We start from the raw sequence: 24,032 nt of genomic DNA on the forward strand, positions 1-24,032 counted from the left end.
TGAACACCGTTAAGTGTGCCTGAACAGTGTTAAGCTGTCAACCGTGTCGCTGAGCAGGGAAAAACTGGTGTCCGTCGGACTGGAGCTGCTGGACGAGCACGGCCTGGAGGGCCTGTCGTTGCGCAAACTGGCCACCGAGCTCGACGTCCAGGCCTCGGCCATCTACTGGCACTTCAAGAACAAGCAGGAACTGCTGGACGAGATGGCCACCGCCATGTTCCGGCGGTTGTTGACCGACACGGAATGGCCGCAACCGCGCGACTGGCGCGACGGCCTGGAACGCCTGGGCGTGGAACTGCGCGCCATGCTGCTGTCACGCCGCGACGGCGCCAAGATGGCCGCCGGAACCTACCTCACCGACGACTCGCTGCTGAGCTCCATGGAGATCCCGCTGCGGTTCCTCACCGAGGCGGGTTTCCCACTGCGCGACGCGGTGCGGGCGTTCATCACCGTCTACAGCTTCACCGTGGGCTTCACGATCGAGGAACAGGCCGTCGCGGGCGACCCGCGCTACGCCGACACCGCCCGCCGAAGCCGCATCGACGCCGAGAAGTACCCGCTTTCCGCCTCGGCGGGGCCGGAGATCTTCGGCACCCCCGACGAACGCTTCGAACACGGCCTGCGGGTGATCATCGCAGGGGTCGGCGCCTACGCCTCCGAACCGAGGTAGTCGGCCACGGTGCGCACCTCGCCGAAACGCGGGAACACCTTGCCCACCGCGAACTTGTGCTCGTCCTTGGCCAGCCCCGACATCGCGTCGGCGACGAACTCCACCTCGTAGCCGTGGTCGGACGCGGCCCGGGCGGTGGACTCGACGCCCATGTTCGTCACCAGGCCCGCCATCACCACGGTGTCCACGTCGCGGCGCCGCAGCTCGGCGTCCAGCTCGGTGTTGTGGAAGGCGCCGATCGTCCGCTTCACGATCGTGACGTCACCGGGAACCGTGACCCCGGTGGCGAAACCGCTGCCCGGCGGCTGTTCATCCACATTGGGCCGATCGACCCGCACCGCGACCACCGGCTCCCCGGTGGCCCGGAACGACTCCGCCAGCCGCAGGCAGTTGCGCAGCACCGCGTCCCCGGAATAGGGCGCCAGCGGCAGCGCGATGATGCGCGGCATCAGATCGATGAGAATCAGAGCTCTGGTCACAAACCCCGAGCCTAGCCTCAGCGCCAGACGGTGCCCCGGCGGTCGTGCTCCAGGTCCTGCTCGACCCTGGCGGCCAACCGGGGATCGCCCAGCTCCCGCTCCAGCAGGTACAGCGGCAGGTCGAAGGCGGCGAGGGGCCCGCCGCCCGCCGTGATGACATCGCCGACGTCGACGATGCGGGCGTCGACCACCTCGGCGTATTTGGCCAGCGGTTCGAACGCCGGGTGGTGACTGGTCGCCGGGCGTCCGTTGAGAAGTCCCGCCGCGCCGACGATCACCGCCCCGGCGGAGACACCGCCGACGACCAGCTTCGTTCCCACCCGGGCCCGCGCCTCGGCGATGCGGCGAGGCAGGGTCCCCTCGGCGATCACGTCGTGGATCCAGCCCCCGCTGACCAGCAGCGCGTCGGTCTCGGCCGGGCGCCAGTGCGGCAACGCGCGGTAGACCGTGCCGTCGGTCCCGGTGATCGTGGTCTCGCCGGAGGCGACGACAAGCTCCGCCTCGACGTCGGCGCCCATCCGCTCGGCGGTCTTCAGGGCGTGCAGCGCCATGACGGCGGTGACCTCGCACATGCCGTCGTACATCAGAATCTCCACCCGCATCGTCGTGTCCTTTCACTGGGGGGCGGTGGCAAGCCTCGCCGCCATCCCCGGGATCGTCCGCTGGCGTTTTTGACCATCTTCGTAAGATTCTCGCCATGCGCACCATCGCGGTCCTGGCCTTCGACACCGTGGTCGGCTTCGAGCTGGCCATGCCCGGTCAGATCTTCGGCTCCGCCCGCTCGGCGGACGGCGAGGCGCTGTACCGGGTCCGGATCTGCGCCCCGAGTCCCGACATCCAGGTCAACGCCGCCGGTGGCCCGTCCCACCGGATGCTGGCCCCGTTCGGGCTCGACGGTCTGGACGGCGCGGGCACCGTCATCGTCCCGGCACACGAAACCGACGACATACCGCCGGTCATCCTGGACGCGTTGCGCCGCAAGCACTCCGACGGCGCCCGCGTCGCCTCCATCTGCACCGGCGCCGAGGTCCTGGCCGCCGCCGGGCTGTTGGACGACCGTCCGGCCGCCACCCACTGGCGGCACGCCGACCGCATCGCGCGCCGGTTTCCCCGGGTGCGGTTCGACGCCTCGGTGCTGTACGTCGACGACGGCCGCGTGCTCACCGGTGCCGGGGTCAGCGCCGGCATCGACCTGTGCCTGCACCTGATCCGCCGCGACCACGGCGCCGCCGTCGCCGCCGAGGTCGCGCGGCGCATCGTCATGGCCCCCGAACGCGGCGGCGGCCAGGCCCAGTTCATCCCGTGGGACAACGATCCCGGCGACGACCGGCAGCTGGCCGACACCATGACCTGGGCCCGCGCGCGGCTGCACGCGCCGCTGACCCTCGACGAGCTCGCCGCGCACGCCCGCGTCAGCGTCCGCACCCTGATCCGCCGGTTCCGGGAACAGACCTCGCAGACCCCGTTGCAGTGGCTGATCGGGCAGCGGGTGCAGCGGGCCCGGGAACTGCTGGAAACCACCAATCTGGACATGGAGGACATCGCCCGGCGCTGCGGTTTCGGCGTCGCCACCGCGCTGCGGCACCAGTTCCGTCGGCGCCTGGCGACCACCCCCACCGCCTACCGCCAGGCATTTCGGAGTGAGCACCCTGCGTGACCTGCACCACCGCCTATGAGTCGCCCGACACTTGCCGGTAACCTGGCTCGTCTACGTCCCCCCAACATCCCCCAAAGGGAGGCCACGTGGCAGGTCGTCGGCGTTCCAGCACCGCCAAACGCGGGAACAAGGCCCCGCTGTGGGCGAAGTTCATGGTCGGCATCGGTGCGATTTTGCTCGTCACCTCGATCGGCGGTGTCACCTTCGGCATCGACATGATCAGCCGCATCAACAGCATCGGGAGCGCCGACACCGGTATCGCGCAGGACGAGGACGGCAAGATCACCGAGGGGCCGCTGAACATCCTGCTGGTCGGCGCCGACCTGCGCGTGAAGAAGAACAACACGCCGCTGGCCGACACGATCATGATCATGCACATCAACAAGTCGCTCACCAAGGCCAACATCGTGTCGATCCCACGGGACCTGAAGGTGCCCATGGAGGGTGGCGGCAACTGCACCACCGGCGAGTGCATGGACAAGATCAACTCGTCCTACACCCTGGGCTTCAACAAGAGGAACAAGCCCGAGGACGGGCTCACCAACCTGCGCAAGGTCCTCACCGACTACACCGGCATCAAGTTCCAGGCCAACGGTCTGGTGAACTTCGAGGGCTTCCTCGACGTGGTCAAGACCTTCGGCGGCATCGAACTGTGCCTCGACCATGACCTCGACACCGCGCACGGCGGCTTCTACAAGAAGGGCTGTCGCCAATACAAACCCGACGACGCGCTGGCGATCGTGCGGGAGCGCTATGCCTGGCCCGACGGCGACTACGGCCGTCAGCGGATGCAGCAGCACTTCGTCAAGCAGCTGCTCAAGGAGGCCATGAAGCGCGGCTACGCCAAGAATCCCGGCAAGCTCGGCGACCTGATCGACCAGATCGGCTCCCAGATGCGGATGGACCTCGGCGGTGTCAAGCCGGTGGACTACGCGATCGCGCTGCGCGGCATCAAGGCCGACAAGATGAAGACGGTGAAGCTGCCGTCGGGGACCAGCGAGGAGATCGTCAACGGCACCAAGATCTCCTATGTGGTCGTCGGTGAGGATCAGCAGCAGGACGCCCAGGGGCTGTTCGAGGCGATCAAGGGCGACACCCTCGACGACTGGATCGAATCCAACCCCGACTATCTGAACCAGGATCCCAAGGACGGCGCCTGAGTCCGCGTTTCCCTTCCGTTCTCTTACTGCTCACTGGACAGTCCACTGGCGTCCGCATGCTGTCACTTTGTGGACGGTCAGTGACGTTCCAGTGTGATCACCTATAGCTACTCATCCATTCGTCGATCCCCACCTCATACTTTCGTCCGGTGGCGTTTTTATGGCTCGCAATGCGAGTCTGGCGAGAAGGCATCGAAACATCGATGCGCGTAGCGGCGGCGTCACCCCCAGGCGCCGCCATGGGAAAGGAATGGATGCCAATGCGCCGGACTCGCACACTGGCAGCGCTCGCCGGGGCGGCAGTAGGGGCTACAGCCCTTATTCTCGTCCCGCTGGCCACAGCCCAGGGTCATGACGCCTACGAACCCCCGGACGGCTATTACGACGCCGTCGAAGGCATGACGGGAGAAGAACTCAAAGCCGGTCTCAACGACATCATCAGCAACAACGAGCAGTTGTCCTATGATGAGGCCCGAGACGCTCTCAAGGAGACAGACGCCGACCCGGCCGACCCCAGCAAGGTCGTGCTGATCTACAATGGCACTTCGGTCCCCGCCGACGACTACGACCAATGGAACCGCGAACACGTGTGGGCCAAGAGTCACGGAGACTTCGGTACTGACATCGGCCCCGGCACCGATGTTCATCACCTTCGTCCCGCCAACGCGGTCGTCAACTCCACCCGCAACAACCTCGACTTCGACATGGGTGGTGAGGAAGTAGCGGATGCCCCCGGCAACTTCTACGACTCCGACTCCTTCGAGCCCCGTGACGAGGACAAGGGCGACGTCGCCCGCATGATCCTCTACATGGCGGTTCGCTACGAGGGCGAGGACAGCTACCCCGACCTGGAGCCCAACGACGAGGTCGAGAACAACGAGAAGCCGCTCCACGGCCGCCTGTCGGTCCTGAAGCAGTGGAACGAGCAGGACCCGCCGAGCGACTTCGAGAAGAACCGCAACGAGGTCATCTTCGAGAAGTTCCAGAAGAACCGGAACCCGTTTATCGACCACCCCGAGTGGGTAGGCGAGGTTTGGGCCTAATCCAGTAATGGATGAGGGGCGGCGGACTTCACGTCCGCCGCCCCTTCGCCGTGGGTGGGATCAGTGCCGGAACCCGCTGGCCGCAGGGGTTCGCTCGACGGCCGCCAGCGGTGCCGGCGCGGTGTCGAAGTCACCCACCGGCCGCTTGCGCGACAGCTTGGACGGCCACCAGTTGGCCCGGCCCAGCAGCGCCATGATCGACGGCAGCAACAGGATCCGCACCACGGTCGCGTCGATGAGGATGGCCGCGGCCAGGCCGATGCCCATCTCCTTCATCTCGACCATCCGCAGCAGCGCGAACACCGCGAACACGAACACCATCACGATCGCGGCCGAGGACACCACCCCGGCGGTGCGGGACAGCCCGTACTCGATGGCCTGCTTGGTGCCCATGCCGCCCGCCACCGCCTCGCGGATCCGGCTGACCACGAACACGTGGTAGTCCATCGACAGTCCGAACAGGATCACGAACAGGAACAGCGGGATCCAGCTGATGATGGCGCCGCTGGACTTGAAGTCCAGCAACTCGGTGGCCCAGGTCTTCTGGAACACCAGCACCAGCAAACCGAAGGCCGCCAAGGCCGACAGCGTGTTGAGCAGCGCCGCGACCACCGCCACCACGACGGAGCGGAACGCGACGGCCATCATGACCATCGTCAGCAGCATGACGAACCCGATGACCAGCGGCATCTTGTCCCACTGGTGGTCGACGTAGTCATAGCTCTGCGCCACCGCGCCGCCGACGACGGCCTTCGCGCCGGAGACGTCGGCCAGCGCATCGGGCACCAGCTTGTCCCGCAACAGGTCCAGCGATTCCTTGGCCTCGGGATCGGAGTCGCTGTAGGGGATGGCCAGGTTCATCTTGGTGACGGTGTCGTCGTCGGAGGTGCTCGGCGGCACCACGTTCTCGGCGGAGAACAGGTCGTCATCGCGCACGTCGGCGGCCAGCTCGGTGAGCGCGTCACGAACCGCCCCGGCGTCGTCGGCGTCGGCCCGCACGACGATCTGGTGACTGTTGCCCTGTTCGGGGAACGCGTCCACGACCCGGTCGTAGGTCTTGGCGACCACGGTGTCGTCGGGGAAGTCGTCCAGACTGGAGTTCTTCAGTTCCAGATCCATCGCGGGCCAGGCCAAAGCGGCCATCGCCACCAGCGTCAACAGCAGCGTCGTCTTGGGGAACCGCAGCGCCGGGCGCAGCAGCCTCGGCCACACCTTCGGGGAACCACCACTGTTGGAAAGCCGCCACAGCAACGGAACCCGGGGCCGGTCCACGGCGCGGCCCAGCTTCGTCAACACGGCGGGCAGCACCGTGATCGAACCCAGCACGGCCACGGCCACGACCAGCACCGAAGCGGTCGCCAACGCGTTGAAGATCGCGTCCCCGGCCAGGTACAGCCCGGCCATGGACACCAACACCGCGAAACCCGACACCAACACGGCACGCCCGGACGTGGCCGAGGCGATGGCCACCGCGTCGACGTGCGAGGCACCGTTCTGCCGTTCCTCGCGCTCCCGCTTCAAATAGAACAGTGAATAGTCGACACCCACGGCCAACCCGATCAACAGGATCAAGTGCTGCGCCGAACCGTTGTCGGGAATCACCTGCGAGGCCACGGCCCACAACCCGGTCGCGGAACCGACGGCGGTCAACGCCAACAGCAACGGCACACCCGCGGCCATGAACGCGCCGAAGGCCAACAGCAGAATCCCCAGCGTCAGCGGGATCGACACCATCCCGGCGACACCCAGGTCCTCATTGACCATGTCCATGATGTCGGCAGTGAGACTGAACTCCCCGGCGGTCTCCAACCGCAACTGCGGATAGTCCTTCGCGACGGCGTCCACTTCGGCGCGCAGCGCGTCGAGTTTCTCGTCGGCGACGTCGGAGTCACCGCTCAACGTGATGGGCAGCAACAGCGCGTCGGTCTCGGTGGATCCGATGGCGGGGAGGACTTCCTTGACCTCGTCGAGGTCATCCAGTCGTTCGGTCACCTCCTTGGCGGCCTGCGCGGCATCCTCGTCGTCCCAGGCGGAGTCGGCGGTGATCAGGACGATCTCGGCGGGCGGTTCCTCGAAGTCGGCCTGCTCCAGCAGTTCGATGGCCTCGCGGGACTCGCCCACGGCTATCTCCTTGGGCTCGGCCTGCTGCACCTGGAACATGCCGCCGCCCACCGAGGCGGCGACGACGAAGGCCAGCCACAGTCCCATCGCCCACCATGGATGGCGGATGCTCCACCGGGCGACACCGGTGGCCTTTACTCGGTTACCGGACATGGTTGAAGTCCTTTACGGAATGGGGGCTTTCATTGACAAGCCAACAATTCCGGGAAGTCACCTAGGGTGCAGTGGAGAACTACCCCCAATCACTGCGGGAGTTTTCTCTACCGCATACAGGGTTTCCGTTACCCCTGGTGCAGGTGCCGGGTCTCGGCGGGTTGCCTGCTGATCCACACCAGCCGTTCGTAGTCGACGGCGACGCCGCGCAGCAGCTGGTCGACCAGCTTGCCCACGTCGAGCGACTCCGTGTCGCCGAGCAGCGCGCGTTGGTACACCGTGGACGCCAGGATGTCGACCAGCAGGTCGGCGTCGACGTCCGGCAGCAGGTCGCCGCGGTCGACGGCCCGGCGCACCGCGGTGGTCGCCGCGTCCCGGCTGGGGCGCAGCAGGACGTCGACCAGTCGCTGGCGCAGTTCCGGGGTTCGGGAGCAGTCGGCGATCAGGGGGGCCAGGACGCCGTCGGGGAGTCGTTCGTGCAGTGCCGTGGCCAGCAGTTTGGCGGTTTGCATGAGATCGCAACGGGTGCAGTTGTTGTCGGGGACCGGGGGAGTGACCAGGACGGTGGTGAGCGCGTCGATGATCAGGTTCTGGCGCACCGGCCAGCGGCGTCGGATCGACGCCTTGGTGGTGCCCGCCCGGGCCGCGACCTGTTCCAGTGCGAAACCGAAGTAGCCGGTCTCGCGCAGGACCTCCAGGGTCGCGGCCAGGACGGCGGCGTCGATGGCCGGGTCGCGGGGGCGCCCGGCGCCGGTGCGGGTCATGAGTTCGCCTCGTCGGGGTCGGTCACGACTTGTCCTGCGGGTACCAACGCAACTCGACGGTGTTGCCCTCCGGGTCGCGCACGTAGATGGACGTGGCGCTGCCGCGCGCGCCCCAGCGCGGGACCGGGCCCTCCAGAACGGTGAACTCGCCGGAGTCGATGACCTCCTGCCAGTCCAGCGGTTCCACGACCAGGCAGATGTGGTCGACATTGGATTCACCGCGCGGGCGGTCCATCAGGTCGATGACGGTGTCCTCGGTGACGCGCACGGACGGGAACCCTACCTTCCCGGCCCGCCATTCCTCGACGCGCTCGCCCTGGAGACCCAGTGGGCCGCAGTAGAACTCGAGGGCGCGTTCGATGTCGCTGACGTTGAGGACCAGGTGGTCGAAGCCTTTGATCTTCATGGGGGTCGCTCCTTCTTATTTGAATTCGAACCGGTGCGGATCATATTAGGGGACGAGAAGACCCCGGCTGTGCCGGGGTCCGGGGATCAGGCGTTCTTGCTGGCCAGCAGGTACGCGCGCGGGATCTGTTCGGTCAGCATGGGCTCGCGGCGGACGCGGGCGTGGACGTGGAAACCCGCCTGTGTGAGCAGTTCGGCCACCGGCTCGGGCTGCCGCAGCCAGTAGTCCAGCGCGATGGTGTGTCCGTACGCCTCGGTGCGCAGGACGTGTCCGTCGCCGATCAGGAAGGCCAGCATCAGCTGTCCGCCGGGTGCCAGCGCCCGGTGGAAACCGGTGAACACCTGCGGCAGTTGCGGTTCCGGGATGTGGATCGTCGAGTAGGACGCGACCAGCCCGGCCAGCTCGCCGTCGCCGATGTCCAGTGCCGTCATCGAGCCCTCCTCGAAGCGCAGCTTCGGGTAGTCGGCACGGGCCCGGGCGAGCATGTTCGGTGACAGATCGATGCCGAAGGCGTTGAGGCCCAGGTCGTTCAGCCGTGCGGTGAGGTATCCGTGTCCACAGCCGACATCGGCCACCGGACCGGCGTCGGGGCCGACGAGTTCGGCGAACGTGGCCAGCAGGTTGCGCTCCAGTGGGCGGCGCGCGTACTCGTCGCGGGCGTGCTCGGCGTAACCGTCGACGATGGTGTCGTAAGCGGTTTTGGTGGGGGTGAGAAAATCTGTCACGGTCGGGCACTGTACGCCGCGCGGATCGAAATACGCTTCGCCGCCTCCCCGATTAAGTAGACTGTTCCTATCGATTTGGTAGGAAACTCGGAATCGAAAGGTGGGATCGGTGGCGGCCAACCGAACGGTCGTGGTCATCGGCGGCGGATTCGCCGGTGTGGTGACCGCGCGGGAACTGTTGCGGGACCGGCGAACCCGGGTGGTGCTCGCCGAGCCCTCACCCCGCGTCGGCAGGGGAGTGGCCTACGGCGCCAGCGAACCCTGGCACCTGCTCAACTCGCCCGCCGGGGCGATGAGCGCCGACTCCCAGCACCCCGGCGAGTTCCTCGACTGGCTGAGCGACCGGGGCCTGCCCGACGGGGCGGGCGAGTTCCTGCCGCGCGGTACCTACGGCGACTACCTGCGCGACACCTGGGACGCGACGCTCAAGGCGGCCGGGGACCTGGTGACGGTGCGCTCCGACACCGCGGTCCGGTTGCGGCCGTGGGACGGCGGCGTCGAGGTCGGCTTCGCGTCGGGGGTCGTGGAGTACGCCGACGACGTGGTGCTCGCGGTGGGGAACCCCAAGTCCAGCGGCCCGATCCGGCGCGGCGCGCCGGGGTACGTGGCCAACCCGTGGCGGCTGGGGGCCTTCGACCGGCTGGGAGCCGACGCGCCGGTGCTGCTGGTCGGCACCGGACTGACCGCCGTGGACGTGATGCTGAGCCTGTCGCGGCGCGGCCATCGGGCGCCGGTGCTGGCGGTGTCCCGGCACAGCCTGGTGCCCCGGTCGCACCGCACCCGCCCGGCTGGACCGGCCGACGCTCACGCGGGCGAGCTGCGGTTCCGGGCGGAGACGCTTTCCGGGTTGCTGCACCAGGTGCGCGAGGCCGCCCGGCCCGACTGGCGGGCGGTGGTGGACGGCATGCGCGGCGACCTCAACACGATGTGGCGCGGCCTGTCCGAGGGCCAGCAGCGAGGGTTCCTGACCCATCTGGCCCGCTACTGGGAGGTGCACCGGCACCGGATGGCGCCGAAGGTGGCCGCCGAGATCGCCGAGCTGACCGCGTCGGGTGCCTGGGTGGTGCAGGCCGACGCCATCGTCAGCAGCCGCCCACTGGGGAGCGACGGCATCGAGGTGTCGTTCGCGTCCGGAGTGGCCCGTCGCTTCGCCACCGTGGTCAACTGCACCGGACCGGCCCGGCTCCCGTTGGGCGCCAACGATCTCGTCCGGCGGCTAATCGACGAGGGTCACGCCCGTCCGGGTCCGCACCGGCTGGGCCTCGACGTGGACGTCGAGGGCCGTATCGTCGACGGCGGCGGCACCGTCAACGATCGGGTGTGGACGATCGGCGCGTTGCGGCGCGGCGCGCTGTGGGAGACCACGGCGGTTCCCGAGATCCGCGAGCAGGCCGCGCGGCTGGCCGTCCGGCTCACCGGGACGGTGCGCCCCCGAGTGGTGCTTTAGTCGACCCCGACCCGGCGTCGGGGCAGCTGACGCCACCATAAAGTCTAGTTTTATAGTAGGAAAACTAGGGTATGTTTCACTGGATGACAACCACCGAGACTGGAGGACGCATGACCAGCAACAGCCGGGGCGACTTTCTCGACATCGCCCGCAGCTGGGCCGAGGACCCGAGCGCGTGGACGGCACGACCGCGATTCGATCCCCAGCAACGCTGGTATCACCGCATGCACGTAGGCGACGGCTACGAGGTGTGGCTGTTGACCTGGCTGCCGGGCCAGGAAACCGAACTGCACGACCACGGTGGCTCCGCGGGCGCCTTCACCGTGGTGTCCGGTGAACTCACCGAGTTCACCCCCTCGGCAACGTCGGCGGGACTCAGCACCTGGACGCTGCGCTCGGGCCAGGGCCACCGCTTCGGGGCCAGGTTCATCCACAAGGTCACCAACCGCGGCACCGAACCGGCGATCAGCGTCCACGCCTACGGACCGGCGCTGACCATCATGCGCCGCTACGAGCTCACCGAGTCCGGACTGCGGATGGCCAACGTCGAGATGGCTGGTGCGCAGTGGTGACCCCCGACGCGGCTCCGCCCGGCTCGCAGAGCATCGACGACATCCTGGCCGCCGCCCGGGCCCGGCTCCACCGCCTCGACCCGGCCGAGACCCACGCCGCCGTGCGCGACGGCGCGGTCCTCGTCGACATCCGCCCGGCCGCCCAGCGCGCCGCCAACGGCGAGATCCCCGACGCGGTCATCGTCGAACGCAACGTCCTGGAATGGCGGTTCGACCCCCGCAGCGACGCCCGGCTGCGGGTCGCGGGCCGCTACGACCTGCGGGTGATCGTGTTCTGCCAGGAGGGCTACACGTCCTCGCTGGCGGCGGCGAGTCTGCACGACCTGGGGCTGCACCGGGCCACCGACCTCGACGGCGGCTTCGCCGCCTGGCGGGCGGCGGGACTGCCGACTTCGGACGGTCCCTCGGCGGCGGTGGGCTGAAGGACGGCAACGGTTTCGGCAGCTCGGGCGGTGTTTCGGCACCGGGTTCAAAAAAGTTTCGGCCACAGCGATGAGTTCGGCGCGGGTGTCTCGTCTACACCAACAACAACGAACCACAACCGATTGAGGAACCGAAACCATGACCACCAACACCGCCCCCGCCACCACCGCCCGCCCCTCCCGCGCCCTGAACATCACCTTGTGGACGGTGCAGTCGGTGCTCGCCGCGTTCTACGCCTTCGCCGCCACCCCCAAGCTGCTGGGTGACCCCACCACCGCCGACATGATGGCCCAGATCGGTTTCGCCAACTGGGTCGGCTACTTCATCGGCGCCGCCGAACTGGCCGGAGCCATCGGCCTGCTGATCCCGCGACTGACGTCGCTGGCCGCCACCGGGCTGGCCCTGCTGATGGTCGGCGCCACCGTCACCAACACCTTCACCATGGGCGCCGGAGCCGCCGCCATGACCCTGGTCCTGGCCGCCGTGTTCGCCACCGTCGCCTACGCCCGCCGCTCCTGGATCACCCGGCCCGGCAAGCGATAGCACCCACGAACCTCGCGCGAGCGGGCCACCGGAGTTCCGGTGGCCCGCTAATCGCTGTGTGTGGCCGAGCGAAACACTGTTGGCGCAGGTCGACGCAGCGGGTAGCGTCTCGACCGGCGGCCGCCAGTGCCGCCACCGCATCCCTCGAAGGAGAACATGAGCACCGAACCGTTCCGGATCGACGTCGCCGAGACGACGCTGTCCGACCTGCGTTCCCGGGTGGCCAACAGCCGCTTCACCTTTGCCACCGCTCCCGGCTGGACCAAGGGCGCCGACCCCGCATACCTGCGCGACCTGACCGCGTACTGGGCCAAGGACTTCGACTGGCGCGCCGCCGAGGCCCGCCTCAACGACCATCCGCAGTTCCTCGCCGACGTCGACGGCACCCGGATCCACTTCGTCCACGTCAAGGCCCCGCGCCGCGACGGCGCCCCCGAACCGCTGCCCCTGATCCTGTCGCACGGCTGGCCGTCCAGCTTCGTGGAGATGCTGCCGCTGGTGCCGCTGCTGAGTGACCGCTTCGACCTGGTGATCCCGTCGCTGCCCGGCTTCGGGTACTCGCGGCTGCCCGACGGGGCCCTGACCCGCGAACGCATCGCCGACCTGTGGCACACCCTCATGACCGACGTGCTCGGCTACTCCCGGTTCGGCGCCTTCGGCGGCGACATCGGCGGCGGCGCCTCGCAGTGGCTGGCCGCCAAGTACCCCGACTCGGTCGTGGGCCTGCACGTCATCCACCCACCCGCCGGTGGCGCCGGATCGACCCCGTCCGACGGTGGCCCGGAACCGTACACCGAAGCCGAGCAGGCGTTCATCGACGCCGAGGCCGCCTACGACATCGAGGACCAGGGCTACAGCGAGATCATGTGGACCCGCCCCGACACCATCGGCGCCGCGCTCGCCGACTCGCCGGTCGGACTGGCCGCCTGGATCATCGACAAGTACCGCGACTGGAGCGACTGCGGCGGCGACGTCGAGTCGCGATGGGACCGCGACACACTGCTGACCGTCATCACGCTGTACTGGGTCACCGAGAGCATCGGCAGCTCGTTTCGGCAGTACGCCGACTACCCGCACAACCGGCCCCGCCCGACGATCACCGTCCCGGTCGGGGTGACGCTCAGCCACGAACCGGTGATGGCCAGCTTCCCGCGCTCGCTGACCGAACGCGCCTGCACCGACCTCCGGCACTGGAGCGAACCCGGACGTGGCGGCCACTTCCTCGCCTTCGAGGAACCCGAACTCATGGCCGCCGAACTGCGGACCTTCTTCGCGACGCTGACCGACTGACATGTCCACAGTGCCGGAAATCGCGAGGGTCCGCGCCGGTGACCTCACCGTCGCCTACCGGACCTGGGGACCCGAGTCCGCGCCCCCGTTGATACTCCTGCATGGACTCACGAGCTCGGGCGCCGCCTGGGAGGCGGTGGCCCGGGCCCTGGCGTCCGACTGGCGCGTCTACGCCCCCGACGCGCGCGGCCACGGCCGCACCGACTGGCCGGGGGAGTACTCCTTCGCGTCAATGGCCGCCGACGTCGGGAACTTCGCCGCCGCGCTGCGCCTGCGTCGTCCCGTCCTGATCGGACATTCCATGGGCGGTATCGCCGCGTACCGGCACGCCCGTGCCGTCGGCGACGGTCTGGCCGCCCTCGTCCTGTCCGAGACCCCGCCGCCGACGCCGATCCAGCGTCCGCTGCCGCCGCGCCCGGACGGGCCGCAGTCCTACGACTACGACGCCCGGGTCGCCGTGGTGCGTCAGCTCGCCGAGCCCGACCCCGGCTGGTGGGACGGACTGGCCGACATCGCGGTCCCGACCCTGGTCATCGGCGGTGGCGACACCAGTCCCTTCGACCAGGACCTGATGGCGGCGATGGCCGAGCGGATCCCGAACGGCCGCTTCGCATCCCTGCCCGGTGGCCACCGCATCCCGGCCACCGCCCCGGCCGAACTGGCCGCCGCCGTCACCGAGTTTCTATCGACAACTATTGATCTCGGGCAGAACAAAACGTAGGCTGCCCGACAACAAACTTAAACGTTGCCCCACGTTTCGAGGTTCGTCCGTGTTCAGACGCCTGCTCCCCCTGGCGGTGGCCACCTTCGCCGTCACCACCGACAGCCTGGTCATCGCCGGACTGCTGCGCCCCATCGCCGACACCCTCGACGTGTCGGTGTCGACGGCGGGCCAACTGGTGTCGGTCTTCTCCCTCACCTTCGCCATCGCGGCCCCGGTCCTGGGCGCCGCCACCGCCAACCTTGACCGTCGCACCGTCCTGTTGCTGGCGATCGGCGTCTTCGTCCTCGGCAACGTCGTGGCCGCCGTGGGCACCGAGTTCGCGATCGTGATGGCCGCCCGCGTCATCAGCGCCCTGGGGGCGGCCCTGATCTCCTCGATCGCGATGGCCACCGCCAGTGCCCTGGCGCCACCGGACAAGCAGGGCCGGGCCCTGGCACTGGTCACGGCGGGAATGACCGTGGCCACCACCATGGGTGTTCCATTGGGGACTCTCATCGGCGGTGCCGACTGGCGCATCACCCTGTGGGCGGTCGCCGGACTGGGAACCCTCGCCGGAGCCGGAATCTGGCTCGGTCTGCCCAAGGTGGAACTCCCGGTGGCACCCTTGCGCGATCGCCTCAAACCGCTGGGCGACCCCGGGATCCTGGCCATCCTCGCCGTCACGCTGATGATCCTCACCAGCGGCTACACCCTCTACACCTACATCGGTGTGGCCACCGACGCGGCCACCGGCGGCACCGCCAGCGGCCTGATGGCGGTCCTCATCGCCTACGGTGTCGGCTCGATCCTCGGCAACGTGATCTCCGGCTTCCTGACCGACCGCTACCGCCCGGTCCGCGTCCTGCTCGTCGGCCTGGTCATGCTCACGGCGATCCTCGCCATCACCCCGCTGGTCAGCGCCGCCGGACTCTTCCTCACCATGGCCTGGGCGACGACCTGGGGCATCTCCGGCTGGCTGACCGGTCTGCCCCAGCAACACCGCCTGGTCACCAAGGCACCGGAATCCTCGGCGATCCTGCTGGGCCTCAACGCGTCCACACTCCACCTGGGCATCGCGATCGGCGGCGGCATCGGCGGCCTCATCCTGAACTGGGGCAACACAGTCCTGTTGGGACTGATGTCGGCGGCCATCGTCGCGATCGGTCTGGCCATCACCCTCGTGAGCACCCGGGGCCGGGTCACCGAACCCGAACCGGTACCCGCCAGCGCCGACTAGGGCCGCGCCCGGGACGCGATGAGCTCCGCGACCCCGTCGAGGATCCGCTCCAACCCGAACACGAAGTCGGCCTGTTCGGCGGCGGTGGTCTCGGGGCGGGGCGCGAGAAAGGTGTCCGAGTCCAGCAGTGCCGCCATGTCAGGGAACCGGTCGGGTTCGACGAGGTGGGCGAGGCTGCGGCTCCAGGCGCGTTCGGCGGCGCCCTGGTCGACGCTGGCCTCGCGTCCGGCGGCCAGGTCGTGGGACAACTGGGCGGCGTGGCGGGCCCAGCCGGTCAGCAGCATCAGGACGCCGACTTTCTGCGGCCACTCCAAACCGGTGGGCCGCAACAGTCGCAGGCCGCCGTCCATGAACGCGACCTGGTGCGGCCCGGTCGGGGGCGCCAGGATCGGCATCCGCACCAGCCAGGGGCGACGGTCGTAGAGGTCGCGCTGCTGGGCGGTCCAGGTGTGGAGACCGAGCCGCCACTGGCCGGGTTCGGTGGCCGGTTCGGGGAAGTCGGCGAAGGCCGCGTCGAACATGAGGGTGAGCAGTTCCTCTTTGGAACCGACGTGCCGGTACAGCGACATCGTCGTGAAGCCCAGGGTCTTGGCGATCTTGGGCAGTGAGACGCCGTCGAGGCCGTGGCGGTCGGCGAGATCGACGGCGGTCCTCACCACGCGCTCGACGTCGAGTTCGGCGGTACGGCCCAGGTTGGTGTCGGCGGGGATGCGCCACAGGCGGCGCAGTTCGACGGGGATGTCCACATCGGTCAAGGTGTCGTCCTCCCGTCGGTTGGTGTGCTCGCGGGCTACATCATGACAGGCATACTTAGTTTAAGTGTTATAGTTTATGTATTCAACTAATGATGGGAGAGATTCTTGCCTACCCCCACTCGTCGCACCGTGCTGCGCGGCCTGGTCCTCGCCGGTGGAGCCGCGATGGCCGCCACCGCCACCGGAGTCGCGCTCGCCGACGACAAGCGACCCAAGACCTACGTGTTCGTGCACGGCACCAACTCGTACTCCGGGTTCTGGACGCCCTACGCCCGAGAACTGCAGTACCGGGGCCACCGCTGCATCGCCGTCGACCAGCCGTACCACGGCGCCGGGGCGTACATCCCCGAGTCGTACCAGTCGCAGGACCTCGAAGCGCTCGCCACCGAACCCACCCCGCTGGGGGAGATCGGGCTGGACGACTTCGCCGCCCACGTCGAGAAGTCCGTGCGCCGCGCGGCGAAGTGGGGACCGGTCGTGCTGGTGGGACACAGCATGGGCGGCGCGTCGCTCAGCCGCGTCGGCGACGCCGTTCCCGAACTGATCGCGCACCTGTGTTACATGGCGGCGTACTGCTGTAGTACGGCCCTGCCGACCATCGAGGAGTGCATGACCGCGCCGGAGTCCGAAACGGCCATCCTGCCCGAGGGCGTGGTCATCGGCGACCCGGAAGTGTTGGGCGTCAACCGGTACAACTTCCTGGGGGCCAGCGCCGAAGACCTCCGCATGCTCAAGGAGATGGCCTGGGGCGACAACTCCGACGCGTCGTTCCGGGCCGGGCTGTTGAGCATGCAACCCGACGAGTCGGCGCTCGTCCCGGCGCAGCGGGCCGTCGGCGGCGCCGAGGGCTGGGGCGGTATCCGGCGCACCTACCTGCGTTTCGGTGCCGACCGGCTCATCACGCCGGAGTTGCAGGACCGCATGATCGCCGAGGCCGACGACCTCACCCCCGACAACCGGTTCCGGGTGCACGACTTCGACGCCCCGCACTTCGGCCCCGAGGACGTGTCCGACATCGTCGACGTGCTGGCGGGCCTGGAATAACCGGCGGCGCAGCGTCTTCCCCCGCGATTCCAGGGCCTCGGACAGGATCCGCACCGCCTTGGGGCCGACGCCGTGCAGCGCCAGCAGTTCCGCCTCGGTGCGGGTCGCGACCTGGTCCAGTGTGGTCAGGCCCGCGAGCCGCAGCGCCCCGGTGGCGGGTCCGCCGATCGAGGTGGGCAGGTCGCTGTCGGACAGGTCGGTTTCGCTGGCGGCGACCAGTCGTTTCGGGGCCCGGAACTTCCAGGCGGCGTGGACCAGGATGTTGAGGACCATCCCGTTGAGGTCGGCCAACGGGATCCGCACCCCGATCGGTTTGCCGGAGCGGATGAGCCGTTCGCCGGTGGGGTGATCGGCCAGTGTGGACTCCTGGGTGGCCTCGGGCAGCCGCAGCTGGACCCAGCCGTCGTTCGTCAGCGACGCGAAACCCTTGCCGCGCACCGAGAACGCGAGCATGCCGAAGTGTGTCCCCTCCTCGGCTTCGGGGAGCGCGAGCGCGGCCTTGCGGAACTGTGCCTTGGTTGTCACGTGTGGACCTCCTAGTTGGCGTTGCCGGTGACGTCGGCCAGTGCCCGGCGGCCGGTCACGACCAGCATGAGGTCGCGGGCGGGCAGTCGCAGCTCTTCGCCGATGCCGACCGAGCAGTCGGCGTCGTCGGCGACCAGGCGCCTGCCCGCCAGGTCGACCCCGAAGTAGGCCAGGTTGCGCGGCCCCGCCGAACCCAGCGCCAGCGCGATGCGGTCAGGCGGCGGCGCGGGCAGTCGCAACGGTTCGGTGATGTCGAGGCCGTGGATGATCTCGTGGCCCAGCGCGCCCGCCTGGCCGCCGCCCGGCGGTCGCCAGGGATGGCGGATGTTGGCGCGGTAGAGATCGACGAGTTCCGCGTCGCTCGTCGCGTCGGCGGTCGCGCGGGCGTCGCGGTCGGCGAAGCGGTTGAAGTTGAACCGGGCCCGCACCATGCCGCCGAGGAAACCCAGCCCGGACAGCCGAAACGGCATCGTCATGTGGGCGAGGACCTCGCGGTTGCGCCAGCCATGGCACAGGGAGGGCGCGCTCCACTGGACCGGGCCAAGATCGGCGAACAGGTGCGCGAGCCGCTCGCGCTCGGCGTGGGTCGCCTCGACGAGGCGGGGATCGGTGCTGCCCATGGATCGTTGTCCTTCCGGATGCGGTCGGGTGTCGCTTGTTGTACGACCGATCCGGACAGAACTCATCGTTCCAGGACCTCGGGCAGCCCGAATTCGCCGAACCGGGCCGCCGAACCCAGGAACGTCACCAATTGGGCGATGCGGCCGCCGCACGGTTCGGCCAGGATGATCGCGAACGGACGCAGCACCCCCGCCTCGTCGGGGCGGTACTGCCCGAACCCCGGGGAACCGTTGACCGCCGTGACCAGCAGCCGGTCCTCGGCGCACACGTCGCTGAAGGCCATCAGCGCGGCGATCCGCTCGCCGCCCCGCAGCCACCAGGTGAACGGCGGCATCGACGTGATCGCGTCCTCGCGCAGCAGCGCGGTCATCGCGGCGACGTCGTGCGACTCGAAGGCGGCGACATAGCGCGCCAACAGTTCCCGCTGCTCGGGGCCCTCGGGGTCGAGGACGTCGGCGGGCCGCGGCCGGTCGGCGGCCAGCGACGCCCGGGCCCGCTGCAACGCGCTGTTGGCGGCGGCGACGGTGGAGTCGAGGATCTCGGCGGTCTCGCGGGCCGAGAACTTCAAAATGTCGCGCAGCACCAGGATGGCGCGCTCGCGCGGGGACAGCCGTTGCAGCAGCGCGATGAACGCCAGCCGGACCGTCTCGCGCTCGGCGACGATGTCGCCGGGATCGGCCGTGCCGAACAGCCGCCGGTCCGGCATCGGTTCCACCCAGCGCTCAGGCGGCAATGGGATACCGAGCTCGCCGGTCTCGGTCGCCGGACCCAGGTCCATCGCCAGCGCGCGGCGCTTCGCTCCCCGCAGCATGTCGATACAGATGTTGGTGGCGATCCGGTGCACCCAGGTGGTCAGCCGAGCCCGGGACGGGTCGTAGCGGCCGACGTTGCGGGCGGCCCGGATCAGGGTCTCCTGCACGGCGTCGTCGGTGTCGGCGGCCGAACCCAGCAGGCGGTAGCAGTACCGGGTCAACGGCGCGCGCAGCGTCTCGAGCTCGTCGGTCAGGCCCGCGATCGTCGTCGCGGGACGCGGTTCTGCCATGTCAGCGCACCTCCGCGGCTATTGTGCCCGGTGGCGTGCGCGAGTGACAGTCGAACATGGATTCCGCCGCCCAGAATCCCTTCCATACAAACGAGGGACGGCATCCGAGCCCGTTCACTCTAGAATCGGCGCATGGCGTACGTGTCGTACTGGGGTAGAGAAAACGAACGGACACAACGAGACGAGAACCAGGCTCAAGCGGCACCGGCACATCGGGAACACAGTCTCGCCGCCGACAGATACCTCACGGCATTGCGCGACTGGCTGTTCGAACTGGAATCGGGTACCGGCCGAATACTTGATCCCCGGGCATTGGCATGGGCCAAGCAGATCACCGTCGCGACCGGCACCGGAGACGACGGCGATGACGCGCGGTTGCTGCTGGGGAAGTACTGGTGGTACCGCTCCAAGCAGACACGGGAAACGGACGAGCGTGCCATCGCATTGGGTCACTTCAAGGCGTACTGCCGAACCGGCGACATCGAGGACATCCCCGAATCCGCGTGGAAGCCGCTGTTGAAGACGGCCGTTCCGGAGGCACTGGAACAGCACGAACGGTGCCTGGCGGATCCGACGCCGTCTGAACTCGACGTCGTGGTTCACCTGTGGCGCAACCTGGTGACCGCGATGGAATCGAAGCAGACGGCGTATGCGGTGGGTCTGTCGAATCTCGGCTCGGCATTGCTATGCCGTCATTCCGTGCGGGGACTGGAGGGTGATCTCGACGAGTCGATCATCCTGCTCCGCAGCGCGAACGAGGCCGCCGGCGCCGATCATCCCGACATGGGTGCGTGTTCACTGAACCTTGGTGCCGCCCTTTTCGAACGGTTCGAACGTCGCTTCGACGCCGTTGACCTTGACGAGGCGATCGACCTGTTCCATGCCGCGAAGTCGAGGTTTCCGGCGGGAGACCGTGACCACACCGCGTGCCTGTCCAATCTCGGACGCTCGCTTCGGCAGAGGTTCCTCCACTGCGGTTCGAATCAGGACCTGGACGAGTCGGTGGGCATGCTTCGCCAGGCTGTCGCGGACAGCAAACGCGACCGGCTGGCGAACTCGGGCCATCTCGCCGACCTGGGACGGACCCTGCACACCCGCTTCCTGCGCGACGAACGCCGGGAGGACGCGGACGATGCGGTGACGGCCTTGCGCCAATCCGCCACCGGACTGGTGGCCGAGAACCATGATGCCGACAGTCCCCGGGCCGAGAGCCCCGATCTGGCGGAATTCGATGTCGAGAGCCTCGATGTCGAGGATTCGCAGCTTGCCCACATCCTCGCGCAGCTTGGGGAAGTGCTGCGCACCCGCTCCCGTATCGTCGGCGCCCCAAGGGATCTGGACGACGCAATCGCGGCGTACCGGCAGGCGGCGACGGTGGTGCCGGCCGGAGCCGGTAGCGGGCCTCCCGGTCCACCGCCTGATCCGCCCGGCGAGGCGTTGTACTTGACACTGCTGGGCATGGCGCTGTTGGATCGACATCGCACCAACGGGGGGCAGGCTGATCTCCACGAAGCCGTCCGGGTCCTGCGTATCGCGGTCGACGCCGCACCGCGGCATCATCCGGTCCGGGCCGAATGCCTGTCTAATCTGTCCGCGGGACTGTGCGTCCAGGCCAGGCGGACCGGTAACCGTCTGACCATGGACGACGCCGTCCGAGTCGCACGCGACGCGGTGGCGCTCACTTCCCACCGCCATGTCGACCGCGCCCTGCGACTGGCGCGGGTGGCCGACGCACTGTGGACGCGATACGAGCGCACCCGGATGAAACCGGACTGGCGCGAGCTCGTCGTCGCCGTGCTTGCGGCCGCCAACAACGGGACGGCGGCCGCCCGGGTACGACTGTCCATCGCGACCTCGTGGGGGTATCGCTGGGCGGACACCAACCCGACCATCGCCGGCGGTCTGCTGCGAAACGCCGTGGCGGCACTGCCCTTCGTGGTCTCACGGCACATGCCGCAGCGCAGACGCCGCGAGATCCTCGCGGGCCATCCGCGGTTGGCCGCGGACGCGGCCGCGCTGACGATCGAGGCGACTTCGAGGGGCGATGATCCCGCATGGGACGCGTTGCGGGCCTTGGAATCGGGACGTGCGGTGCTGCTGGGTCAGATCATGGACACGCGGGAGGATCTGTCGGCATTGGCGGAAACCGATCCCAGTTTGGCGCGACGGTTCCAGGAGCTGTGCCGGGCGGTCGACTTCAACGAAAGCGCCGACGCGCGTGGCATGGCGTTCATCGAACGCGGCGCGACAGACCGGCGGCAGCACTTGGCCAGCCAGCTGCATGATGTCATCGACGAGATCCGTCGGCTGCCGGGACACGGCAGCTTTCCCGCCCCCGATCTCGACGAACTGGCAACTGTGGATGGTGGCGCCATCGTCACCCTGAACGCCAGCGCGTTCGGCTGTCACGCGTTGATCCTGCGCGGCGGCACCGTGTCGGCGCTGCGGCTGGACACTGACCTGGATGCCGTCGTGGCCAGGGCCCGGACGTTCCGGGAATGCCTCGGTCGGTTCGCCGACGCCATCGACGCCACGCGGGCACAGCGCGAAGAAGCCGCTCATGGAACCCGGGAAATCCTTACCTGGTTGTGGAATGAGGTCACCTCACCGGTGCTGGCGCGACTGGAGTACGCCCCTCACGATGGTGGGGTCCGGGAGGACATGCCGAGACTGTGGTGGGCACCCGGAGGTGCCTTCCGCGCTTTCCCGCTGCACGCCACCGGCGACTACGGCTCCGCCACCGAACCGGTGACCTCCATGATGGACTACGTGGTGTCGTCGTACACCCCGACGATTCGGCAGCTGTGCTACGCGCGCGACCGCGCTGTGAGCGAACCTGTCGGCCCGCTACGTGTCGTGTCCGTCGCCATGAGCCACACCCCGGCGTTCGGTCCGGAAGAACCGGCGGCCGGGCCGATGCCCGCGCTTCATCACGCACACGCCGAGATCGCCGGACTTCGCGAAAGGTTCCGCGATGTCGGCGCCTCACACATCCCCCTGCTCGATGAGGACGCGACACTGAGCGCGGTCGAATGGGTGCTACCACAGTGCACGGCGGCTCACTTCGCATGCCACGGAATACACGACTCCCTCGACCCGTCGCGCAGCCGCATCCTGCTGAACGACCACGTCACGTCACCACTGACCGTTTCCCTGCTGTCGACGCTACGCATCGAGACCGCGCAGCTGGGCTACCTGTCCTCCTGCCATACCGCCGCGACGAGCGGCACCGACACCGCGGGCATGGAGGGTCTGGTCGACGAATCGCTCCACCTTGCCGCTGTATGCCAGGTCGCCGGGTTCGCGCGGGTGGTCGGCAGCCTGTGGCCGATACGCGATGATCTCGCTGCCAGCGTCGCCGCTGACTTCTACGGCGGGATCGTGTCCGCGTCCGAGGGCAAGGTCGCCTTCGACCGCACCGCCGCGGCGCTCCATGCCGCCGTCACCGGGGTTCGTGATCGTGTCGGAGCCGGGAAACCGCACCTGTGGGGAGCGTGGATCCATGTCGGAGCCTGACTGGCCCGAGAACGCCTATCAACTGCGCTACCTGTGTCTCAACGACGCCGTGCGGTGCCTGCGGCAAGCGGGACTCGAGGATCACGCCACCCGGCTGTTCACTTTGCCGGTCGACGGCGAATCCCCGTTGAATGACATCCTCGACGCTCTGGGGTGGCGGCAGGACTATGAGGAATGGCGGGCCGACATGAACCTGCGAGGTTGCTTCACCGCGTATCCGGGCCGCAAGGCCCGGCTTCGTCCCGTCTACGGTTGCCCGCTCGACGCCGAACTTCGGTGCGGTCGAGAACTTCAGGGTGACTCGACGCCGCCGCCGTGCGGGATCACATCCGGACCGATGAGGCACGACCGCGATGAATTTGCTGGCTGAGCTGACGGGACGACTGTCCGACCAGTGGCTGCGATGGCAAGGGCTGCCCGGACTCATGTTCGTGTGCGTCGTTCTGGTCGGCAACCACCTCGGGTACGCCCACGCCATCGACGTGGGCGAGGCCGGTCGGTTCCTGAACCGGCAGTCATCATGGCTGGCCACACTGACGACCATTCAGGTCATCGCCGTGGTTATCGCGCTGGTGATCACGTCCGCGGTCGCGGGTCTGACGGCCACTTTGGCCGGTGTCGGTGTCGAAGCGGTCGTACTCGGTGGAAAACGGCCCGCGCGCTTGACCGGCGAATTGACCGCCATGGAAGAACACTTCCGGAACATCTATCTCCTGGATGTGGCGACGGCATGGCCACACCTGTGGCTGCGGTTTCCCGCCGAACACCGCGAACAGGTGACCGGAAACCGGGCTGGTATCCGTCATGCCGCCACCCTTGTCGGCTGGGGCATCCTGACGAGCGCGGTGAGCGTGATCTGGCCGATCGCCTGGATCGCGGTGCTGGGACTCGTCCTTGTCGGCATCCACCTGATGCGACAGTCCATATCGGCATACAGCCAAACCGTCGCCGTACTGATGATGCATCATGCCCCTGAGCTCGCCTCGCAACTGGGTTTCGAGAACTCTGGCCGCCTTGATCGTGCTGTGGGGAGCAAACTCCAGTACTACCTACAAGGCGACGAGCCGCCCGCTCCGAAGGCTTGAGTGCCGATCGGGCGGGGTCGGCACTGAGACGCAGCACTCATGTCGCGATGC

Annotated in this window: 24 protein-coding genes; 15 read left to right on the forward strand and 9 right to left on the reverse strand. The window is 68.3% G+C overall.

Going from position 1 to position 24,032, the window contains the following annotated elements:
* The first annotated feature begins 43 nt into the window (after positions 1-43).
* Positions 44-670 (forward strand): TetR/AcrR family transcriptional regulator C-terminal domain-containing protein, encoded by a 627-nt coding sequence (locus SNAS_RS08260; RefSeq protein ID WP_211207342.1) that lies wholly within the window; start codon positions 44-46, stop codon positions 668-670.
* Here the strand turns inward: SNAS_RS08260 and SNAS_RS08265 are convergent.
* Positions 649-1,149 carry an isochorismatase family protein gene (locus SNAS_RS08265; protein WP_013016949.1) on the reverse strand — a complete coding sequence of 167 codons (501 nt, stop codon included), beginning with the start codon at positions 1,147-1,149 and terminating at the stop codon, positions 649-651. The two genes, SNAS_RS08260 and SNAS_RS08265, sit on opposite strands and share 22 nt — an antisense overlap.
* A 17-nt stretch (positions 1,150-1,166) precedes the next feature.
* Complete coding sequence (locus SNAS_RS08270) at positions 1,167-1,751, reverse strand: DJ-1/PfpI family protein (protein WP_013016950.1); 585 nt, start codon at positions 1,749-1,751, stop codon at positions 1,167-1,169.
* A 95-nt stretch (positions 1,752-1,846) separates the two neighbouring features.
* Between SNAS_RS08270 and SNAS_RS08275 the strand changes: the two genes are divergently transcribed.
* The 3 genes from SNAS_RS08275 (at position 1,847) to SNAS_RS08285 (ending at position 5,009) form a co-directional block, all read left to right on the forward strand.
* Complete coding sequence (locus SNAS_RS08275; protein ID WP_013016951.1) at positions 1,847-2,806, forward strand: GlxA family transcriptional regulator; 960 nt, start codon at positions 1,847-1,849, stop codon at positions 2,804-2,806.
* Between the two features lie 86 nt (positions 2,807-2,892).
* Positions 2,893-3,966 carry an LCP family protein gene (locus SNAS_RS08280; protein ID WP_013016952.1) on the forward strand — a complete coding sequence of 358 codons (1,074 nt, stop codon included), beginning with the start codon at positions 2,893-2,895 and terminating at the stop codon, positions 3,964-3,966.
* A 260-nt stretch (positions 3,967-4,226) separates the two neighbouring features.
* Positions 4,227-5,009, forward strand: coding sequence for an endonuclease I family protein (locus tag SNAS_RS08285; RefSeq protein ID WP_211207343.1), 783 nt, complete (start codon positions 4,227-4,229; stop codon positions 5,007-5,009).
* Between the two features lie 60 nt (positions 5,010-5,069).
* Here the strand turns inward: SNAS_RS08285 and SNAS_RS08290 are convergent, their stop codons facing one another.
* From SNAS_RS08290 to SNAS_RS08305, 4 genes are all read right to left on the reverse strand, one after another.
* Positions 5,070-7,283, reverse strand: coding sequence for an MMPL family transporter (locus SNAS_RS08290; RefSeq protein WP_013016954.1), 2,214 nt, complete (start codon positions 7,281-7,283; stop codon positions 5,070-5,072).
* Positions 7,284-7,411: 128 nt separating this feature from the next.
* Positions 7,412-8,047 carry a TetR/AcrR family transcriptional regulator gene (locus SNAS_RS08295; protein ID WP_013016955.1) on the reverse strand — a complete coding sequence of 212 codons (636 nt, stop codon included), beginning with the start codon at positions 8,045-8,047 and terminating at the stop codon, positions 7,412-7,414.
* Between the two features lie 22 nt (positions 8,048-8,069).
* Complete coding sequence (locus SNAS_RS08300; RefSeq protein ID WP_013016956.1) at positions 8,070-8,453, reverse strand: VOC family protein; 384 nt, start codon at positions 8,451-8,453, stop codon at positions 8,070-8,072.
* Positions 8,454-8,539: 86 nt separating this feature from the next.
* Positions 8,540-9,178: a class I SAM-dependent DNA methyltransferase gene (locus SNAS_RS08305; RefSeq protein WP_013016957.1), complete on the reverse strand. Its 639-nt coding sequence runs from the start codon at positions 9,176-9,178 to the stop codon at positions 8,540-8,542.
* A gap of 109 nt (positions 9,179-9,287) precedes the next feature.
* On the opposite strand from SNAS_RS08305, the gene SNAS_RS08310 reads away from it, so the two are divergent.
* The 7 genes from SNAS_RS08310 (at position 9,288) to SNAS_RS08340 (ending at position 15,393) form a co-directional block, all read left to right on the forward strand.
* The gene (locus SNAS_RS08310; protein WP_013016958.1) at positions 9,288-10,625 is read left to right on the forward strand and encodes an FAD/NAD(P)-binding protein; all 1,338 of its coding nucleotides are present in this window, start codon (positions 9,288-9,290) and stop codon (positions 10,623-10,625) included.
* 83 nt (positions 10,626-10,708) lie between these two features.
* Entirely contained in the window at positions 10,709-11,197 is a 489-nt protein-coding gene (locus SNAS_RS08315; protein ID WP_211207344.1) for a cysteine dioxygenase, read from the forward strand.
* Entirely contained in the window at positions 11,194-11,619 is a 426-nt protein-coding gene (locus tag SNAS_RS08320; RefSeq protein WP_013016960.1) for a rhodanese-like domain-containing protein, read from the forward strand. Before SNAS_RS08315 ends, SNAS_RS08320 begins: the two co-directional genes overlap by 4 nt.
* Positions 11,620-11,758: 139 nt before the next feature.
* On the forward strand, positions 11,759-12,163 hold the full coding sequence (locus SNAS_RS37135; protein ID WP_013016961.1) for a DoxX family protein: 405 nt from the start codon (positions 11,759-11,761) through the stop codon (positions 12,161-12,163).
* Positions 12,164-12,319: 156 nt separating this feature from the next.
* The gene (locus tag SNAS_RS08330; protein ID WP_013016962.1) at positions 12,320-13,453 is read left to right on the forward strand and encodes an epoxide hydrolase family protein; all 1,134 of its coding nucleotides are present in this window, start codon (positions 12,320-12,322) and stop codon (positions 13,451-13,453) included.
* 1 nt (position 13,454) lies between these two features.
* Positions 13,455-14,174: an alpha/beta fold hydrolase gene (locus tag SNAS_RS08335; RefSeq protein ID WP_013016963.1), complete on the forward strand. Its 720-nt coding sequence runs from the start codon at positions 13,455-13,457 to the stop codon at positions 14,172-14,174.
* A gap of 49 nt (positions 14,175-14,223) precedes the next feature.
* The gene (locus tag SNAS_RS08340) at positions 14,224-15,393 is read left to right on the forward strand and encodes an MFS transporter (RefSeq protein WP_013016964.1); all 1,170 of its coding nucleotides are present in this window, start codon (positions 14,224-14,226) and stop codon (positions 15,391-15,393) included.
* Here SNAS_RS08340 and SNAS_RS08345 read toward each other — a convergent pair.
* Positions 15,390-16,139, reverse strand: a complete 750-nt coding sequence (locus tag SNAS_RS08345; RefSeq protein ID WP_244409156.1) for a TetR/AcrR family transcriptional regulator — start codon at positions 16,137-16,139, stop codon at positions 15,390-15,392. The two genes, SNAS_RS08340 and SNAS_RS08345, sit on opposite strands and share 4 nt — an antisense overlap.
* 174 nt (positions 16,140-16,313) lie before the next feature.
* On the opposite strand from SNAS_RS08345, the gene SNAS_RS08350 reads away from it, so the two are divergent.
* A complete protein-coding gene (locus SNAS_RS08350; RefSeq protein WP_013016966.1) occupies positions 16,314-17,192 on the forward strand; it encodes an alpha/beta hydrolase in 879 nt (292 codons plus the stop codon).
* A 536-nt stretch (positions 17,193-17,728) separates the two neighbouring features.
* Here SNAS_RS08350 and SNAS_RS08360 read toward each other — a convergent pair.
* The gene (locus tag SNAS_RS08360; RefSeq protein WP_013016967.1) at positions 17,729-18,337 is read right to left on the reverse strand and encodes a maleylpyruvate isomerase family mycothiol-dependent enzyme; all 609 of its coding nucleotides are present in this window, start codon (positions 18,335-18,337) and stop codon (positions 17,729-17,731) included.
* A gap of 62 nt (positions 18,338-18,399) precedes the next feature.
* On the reverse strand, positions 18,400-19,380 hold the full coding sequence (locus SNAS_RS08365; protein ID WP_013016968.1) for a sigma-70 family RNA polymerase sigma factor: 981 nt from the start codon (positions 19,378-19,380) through the stop codon (positions 18,400-18,402).
* Between the two features lie 132 nt (positions 19,381-19,512).
* Here SNAS_RS08365 and SNAS_RS08370 point away from each other — a divergent pair, with 132 nt between their 5' ends.
* Genes SNAS_RS08370 through SNAS_RS08380 form a run of 3 tightly spaced genes read left to right on the forward strand, consistent with a single transcriptional unit; the run spans position 19,513 to position 23,981 of the window.
* A complete protein-coding gene (locus tag SNAS_RS08370) occupies positions 19,513-22,896 on the forward strand; it encodes a CHAT domain-containing protein (protein WP_013016969.1) in 3,384 nt (1,127 codons plus the stop codon).
* Positions 22,883-23,266 carry a hypothetical protein gene (locus tag SNAS_RS08375; protein ID WP_013016970.1) on the forward strand — a complete coding sequence of 128 codons (384 nt, stop codon included), beginning with the start codon at positions 22,883-22,885 and terminating at the stop codon, positions 23,264-23,266. The genes SNAS_RS08370 and SNAS_RS08375 overlap by 14 nt, the downstream gene beginning before the upstream one ends.
* A 55-nt stretch (positions 23,267-23,321) precedes the next feature.
* Positions 23,322-23,981 carry a hypothetical protein gene (locus SNAS_RS08380; protein ID WP_144300434.1) on the forward strand — a complete coding sequence of 220 codons (660 nt, stop codon included), beginning with the start codon at positions 23,322-23,324 and terminating at the stop codon, positions 23,979-23,981.
* Positions 23,982-24,032 lie beyond the last annotated feature (51 nt).

The organism is Stackebrandtia nassauensis DSM 44728, assembly GCF_000024545.1.
Classification (GTDB): Bacteria; Actinomycetota; Actinomycetes; order Mycobacteriales; family Micromonosporaceae; genus Stackebrandtia; species Stackebrandtia nassauensis.

Excerpts from the sequence above, each read along its gene's own strand:
- SNAS_RS08270 (WP_013016950.1), bottom strand. The coding sequence starts at position 1,751 with ATGCGGGTGGAGATTCTGATGTACGACGGCATGTGCGAGGTCACCGCC.
- SNAS_RS08275 (WP_013016951.1), top strand. The coding sequence starts at position 1,847 with ATGCGCACCATCGCGGTCCTGGCCTTCGACACCGTGGTCGGCTTCGAG.
- SNAS_RS08285 (WP_211207343.1), top strand. The coding sequence starts at position 4,227 with ATGCGCCGGACTCGCACACTGGCAGCGCTCGCCGGGGCGGCAGTAGGG.
- SNAS_RS08290 (WP_013016954.1), bottom strand. The coding sequence starts at position 7,283 with ATGTCCGGTAACCGAGTAAAGGCCACCGGTGTCGCCCGGTGGAGCATC.
- SNAS_RS08295 (WP_013016955.1), bottom strand. The coding sequence starts at position 8,047 with ATGACCCGCACCGGCGCCGGGCGCCCCCGCGACCCGGCCATCGACGCC.
- SNAS_RS08300 (WP_013016956.1), bottom strand. The coding sequence starts at position 8,453 with ATGAAGATCAAAGGCTTCGACCACCTGGTCCTCAACGTCAGCGACATC.
- SNAS_RS08315 (WP_211207344.1), top strand. The coding sequence starts at position 10,709 with ATGACAACCACCGAGACTGGAGGACGCATGACCAGCAACAGCCGGGGC.
- SNAS_RS37135 (WP_013016961.1), top strand. The coding sequence starts at position 11,759 with ATGACCACCAACACCGCCCCCGCCACCACCGCCCGCCCCTCCCGCGCC.
- SNAS_RS08330 (WP_013016962.1), top strand. The coding sequence starts at position 12,320 with ATGAGCACCGAACCGTTCCGGATCGACGTCGCCGAGACGACGCTGTCC.
- SNAS_RS08335 (WP_013016963.1), top strand. The coding sequence starts at position 13,455 with ATGTCCACAGTGCCGGAAATCGCGAGGGTCCGCGCCGGTGACCTCACC.
- SNAS_RS08350 (WP_013016966.1), top strand. The coding sequence starts at position 16,314 with ATGGCCGCCACCGCCACCGGAGTCGCGCTCGCCGACGACAAGCGACCC.
- SNAS_RS08360 (WP_013016967.1), bottom strand. The coding sequence starts at position 18,337 with ATGGGCAGCACCGATCCCCGCCTCGTCGAGGCGACCCACGCCGAGCGC.
- SNAS_RS08365 (WP_013016968.1), bottom strand. The coding sequence starts at position 19,380 with ATGGCAGAACCGCGTCCCGCGACGACGATCGCGGGCCTGACCGACGAG.
- SNAS_RS08370 (WP_013016969.1), top strand. The coding sequence starts at position 19,513 with ATGGCGTACGTGTCGTACTGGGGTAGAGAAAACGAACGGACACAACGA.
- SNAS_RS08375 (WP_013016970.1), top strand. The coding sequence starts at position 22,883 with ATGTCGGAGCCTGACTGGCCCGAGAACGCCTATCAACTGCGCTACCTG.
- SNAS_RS08380 (WP_144300434.1), top strand. The coding sequence starts at position 23,322 with ATGTTCGTGTGCGTCGTTCTGGTCGGCAACCACCTCGGGTACGCCCAC.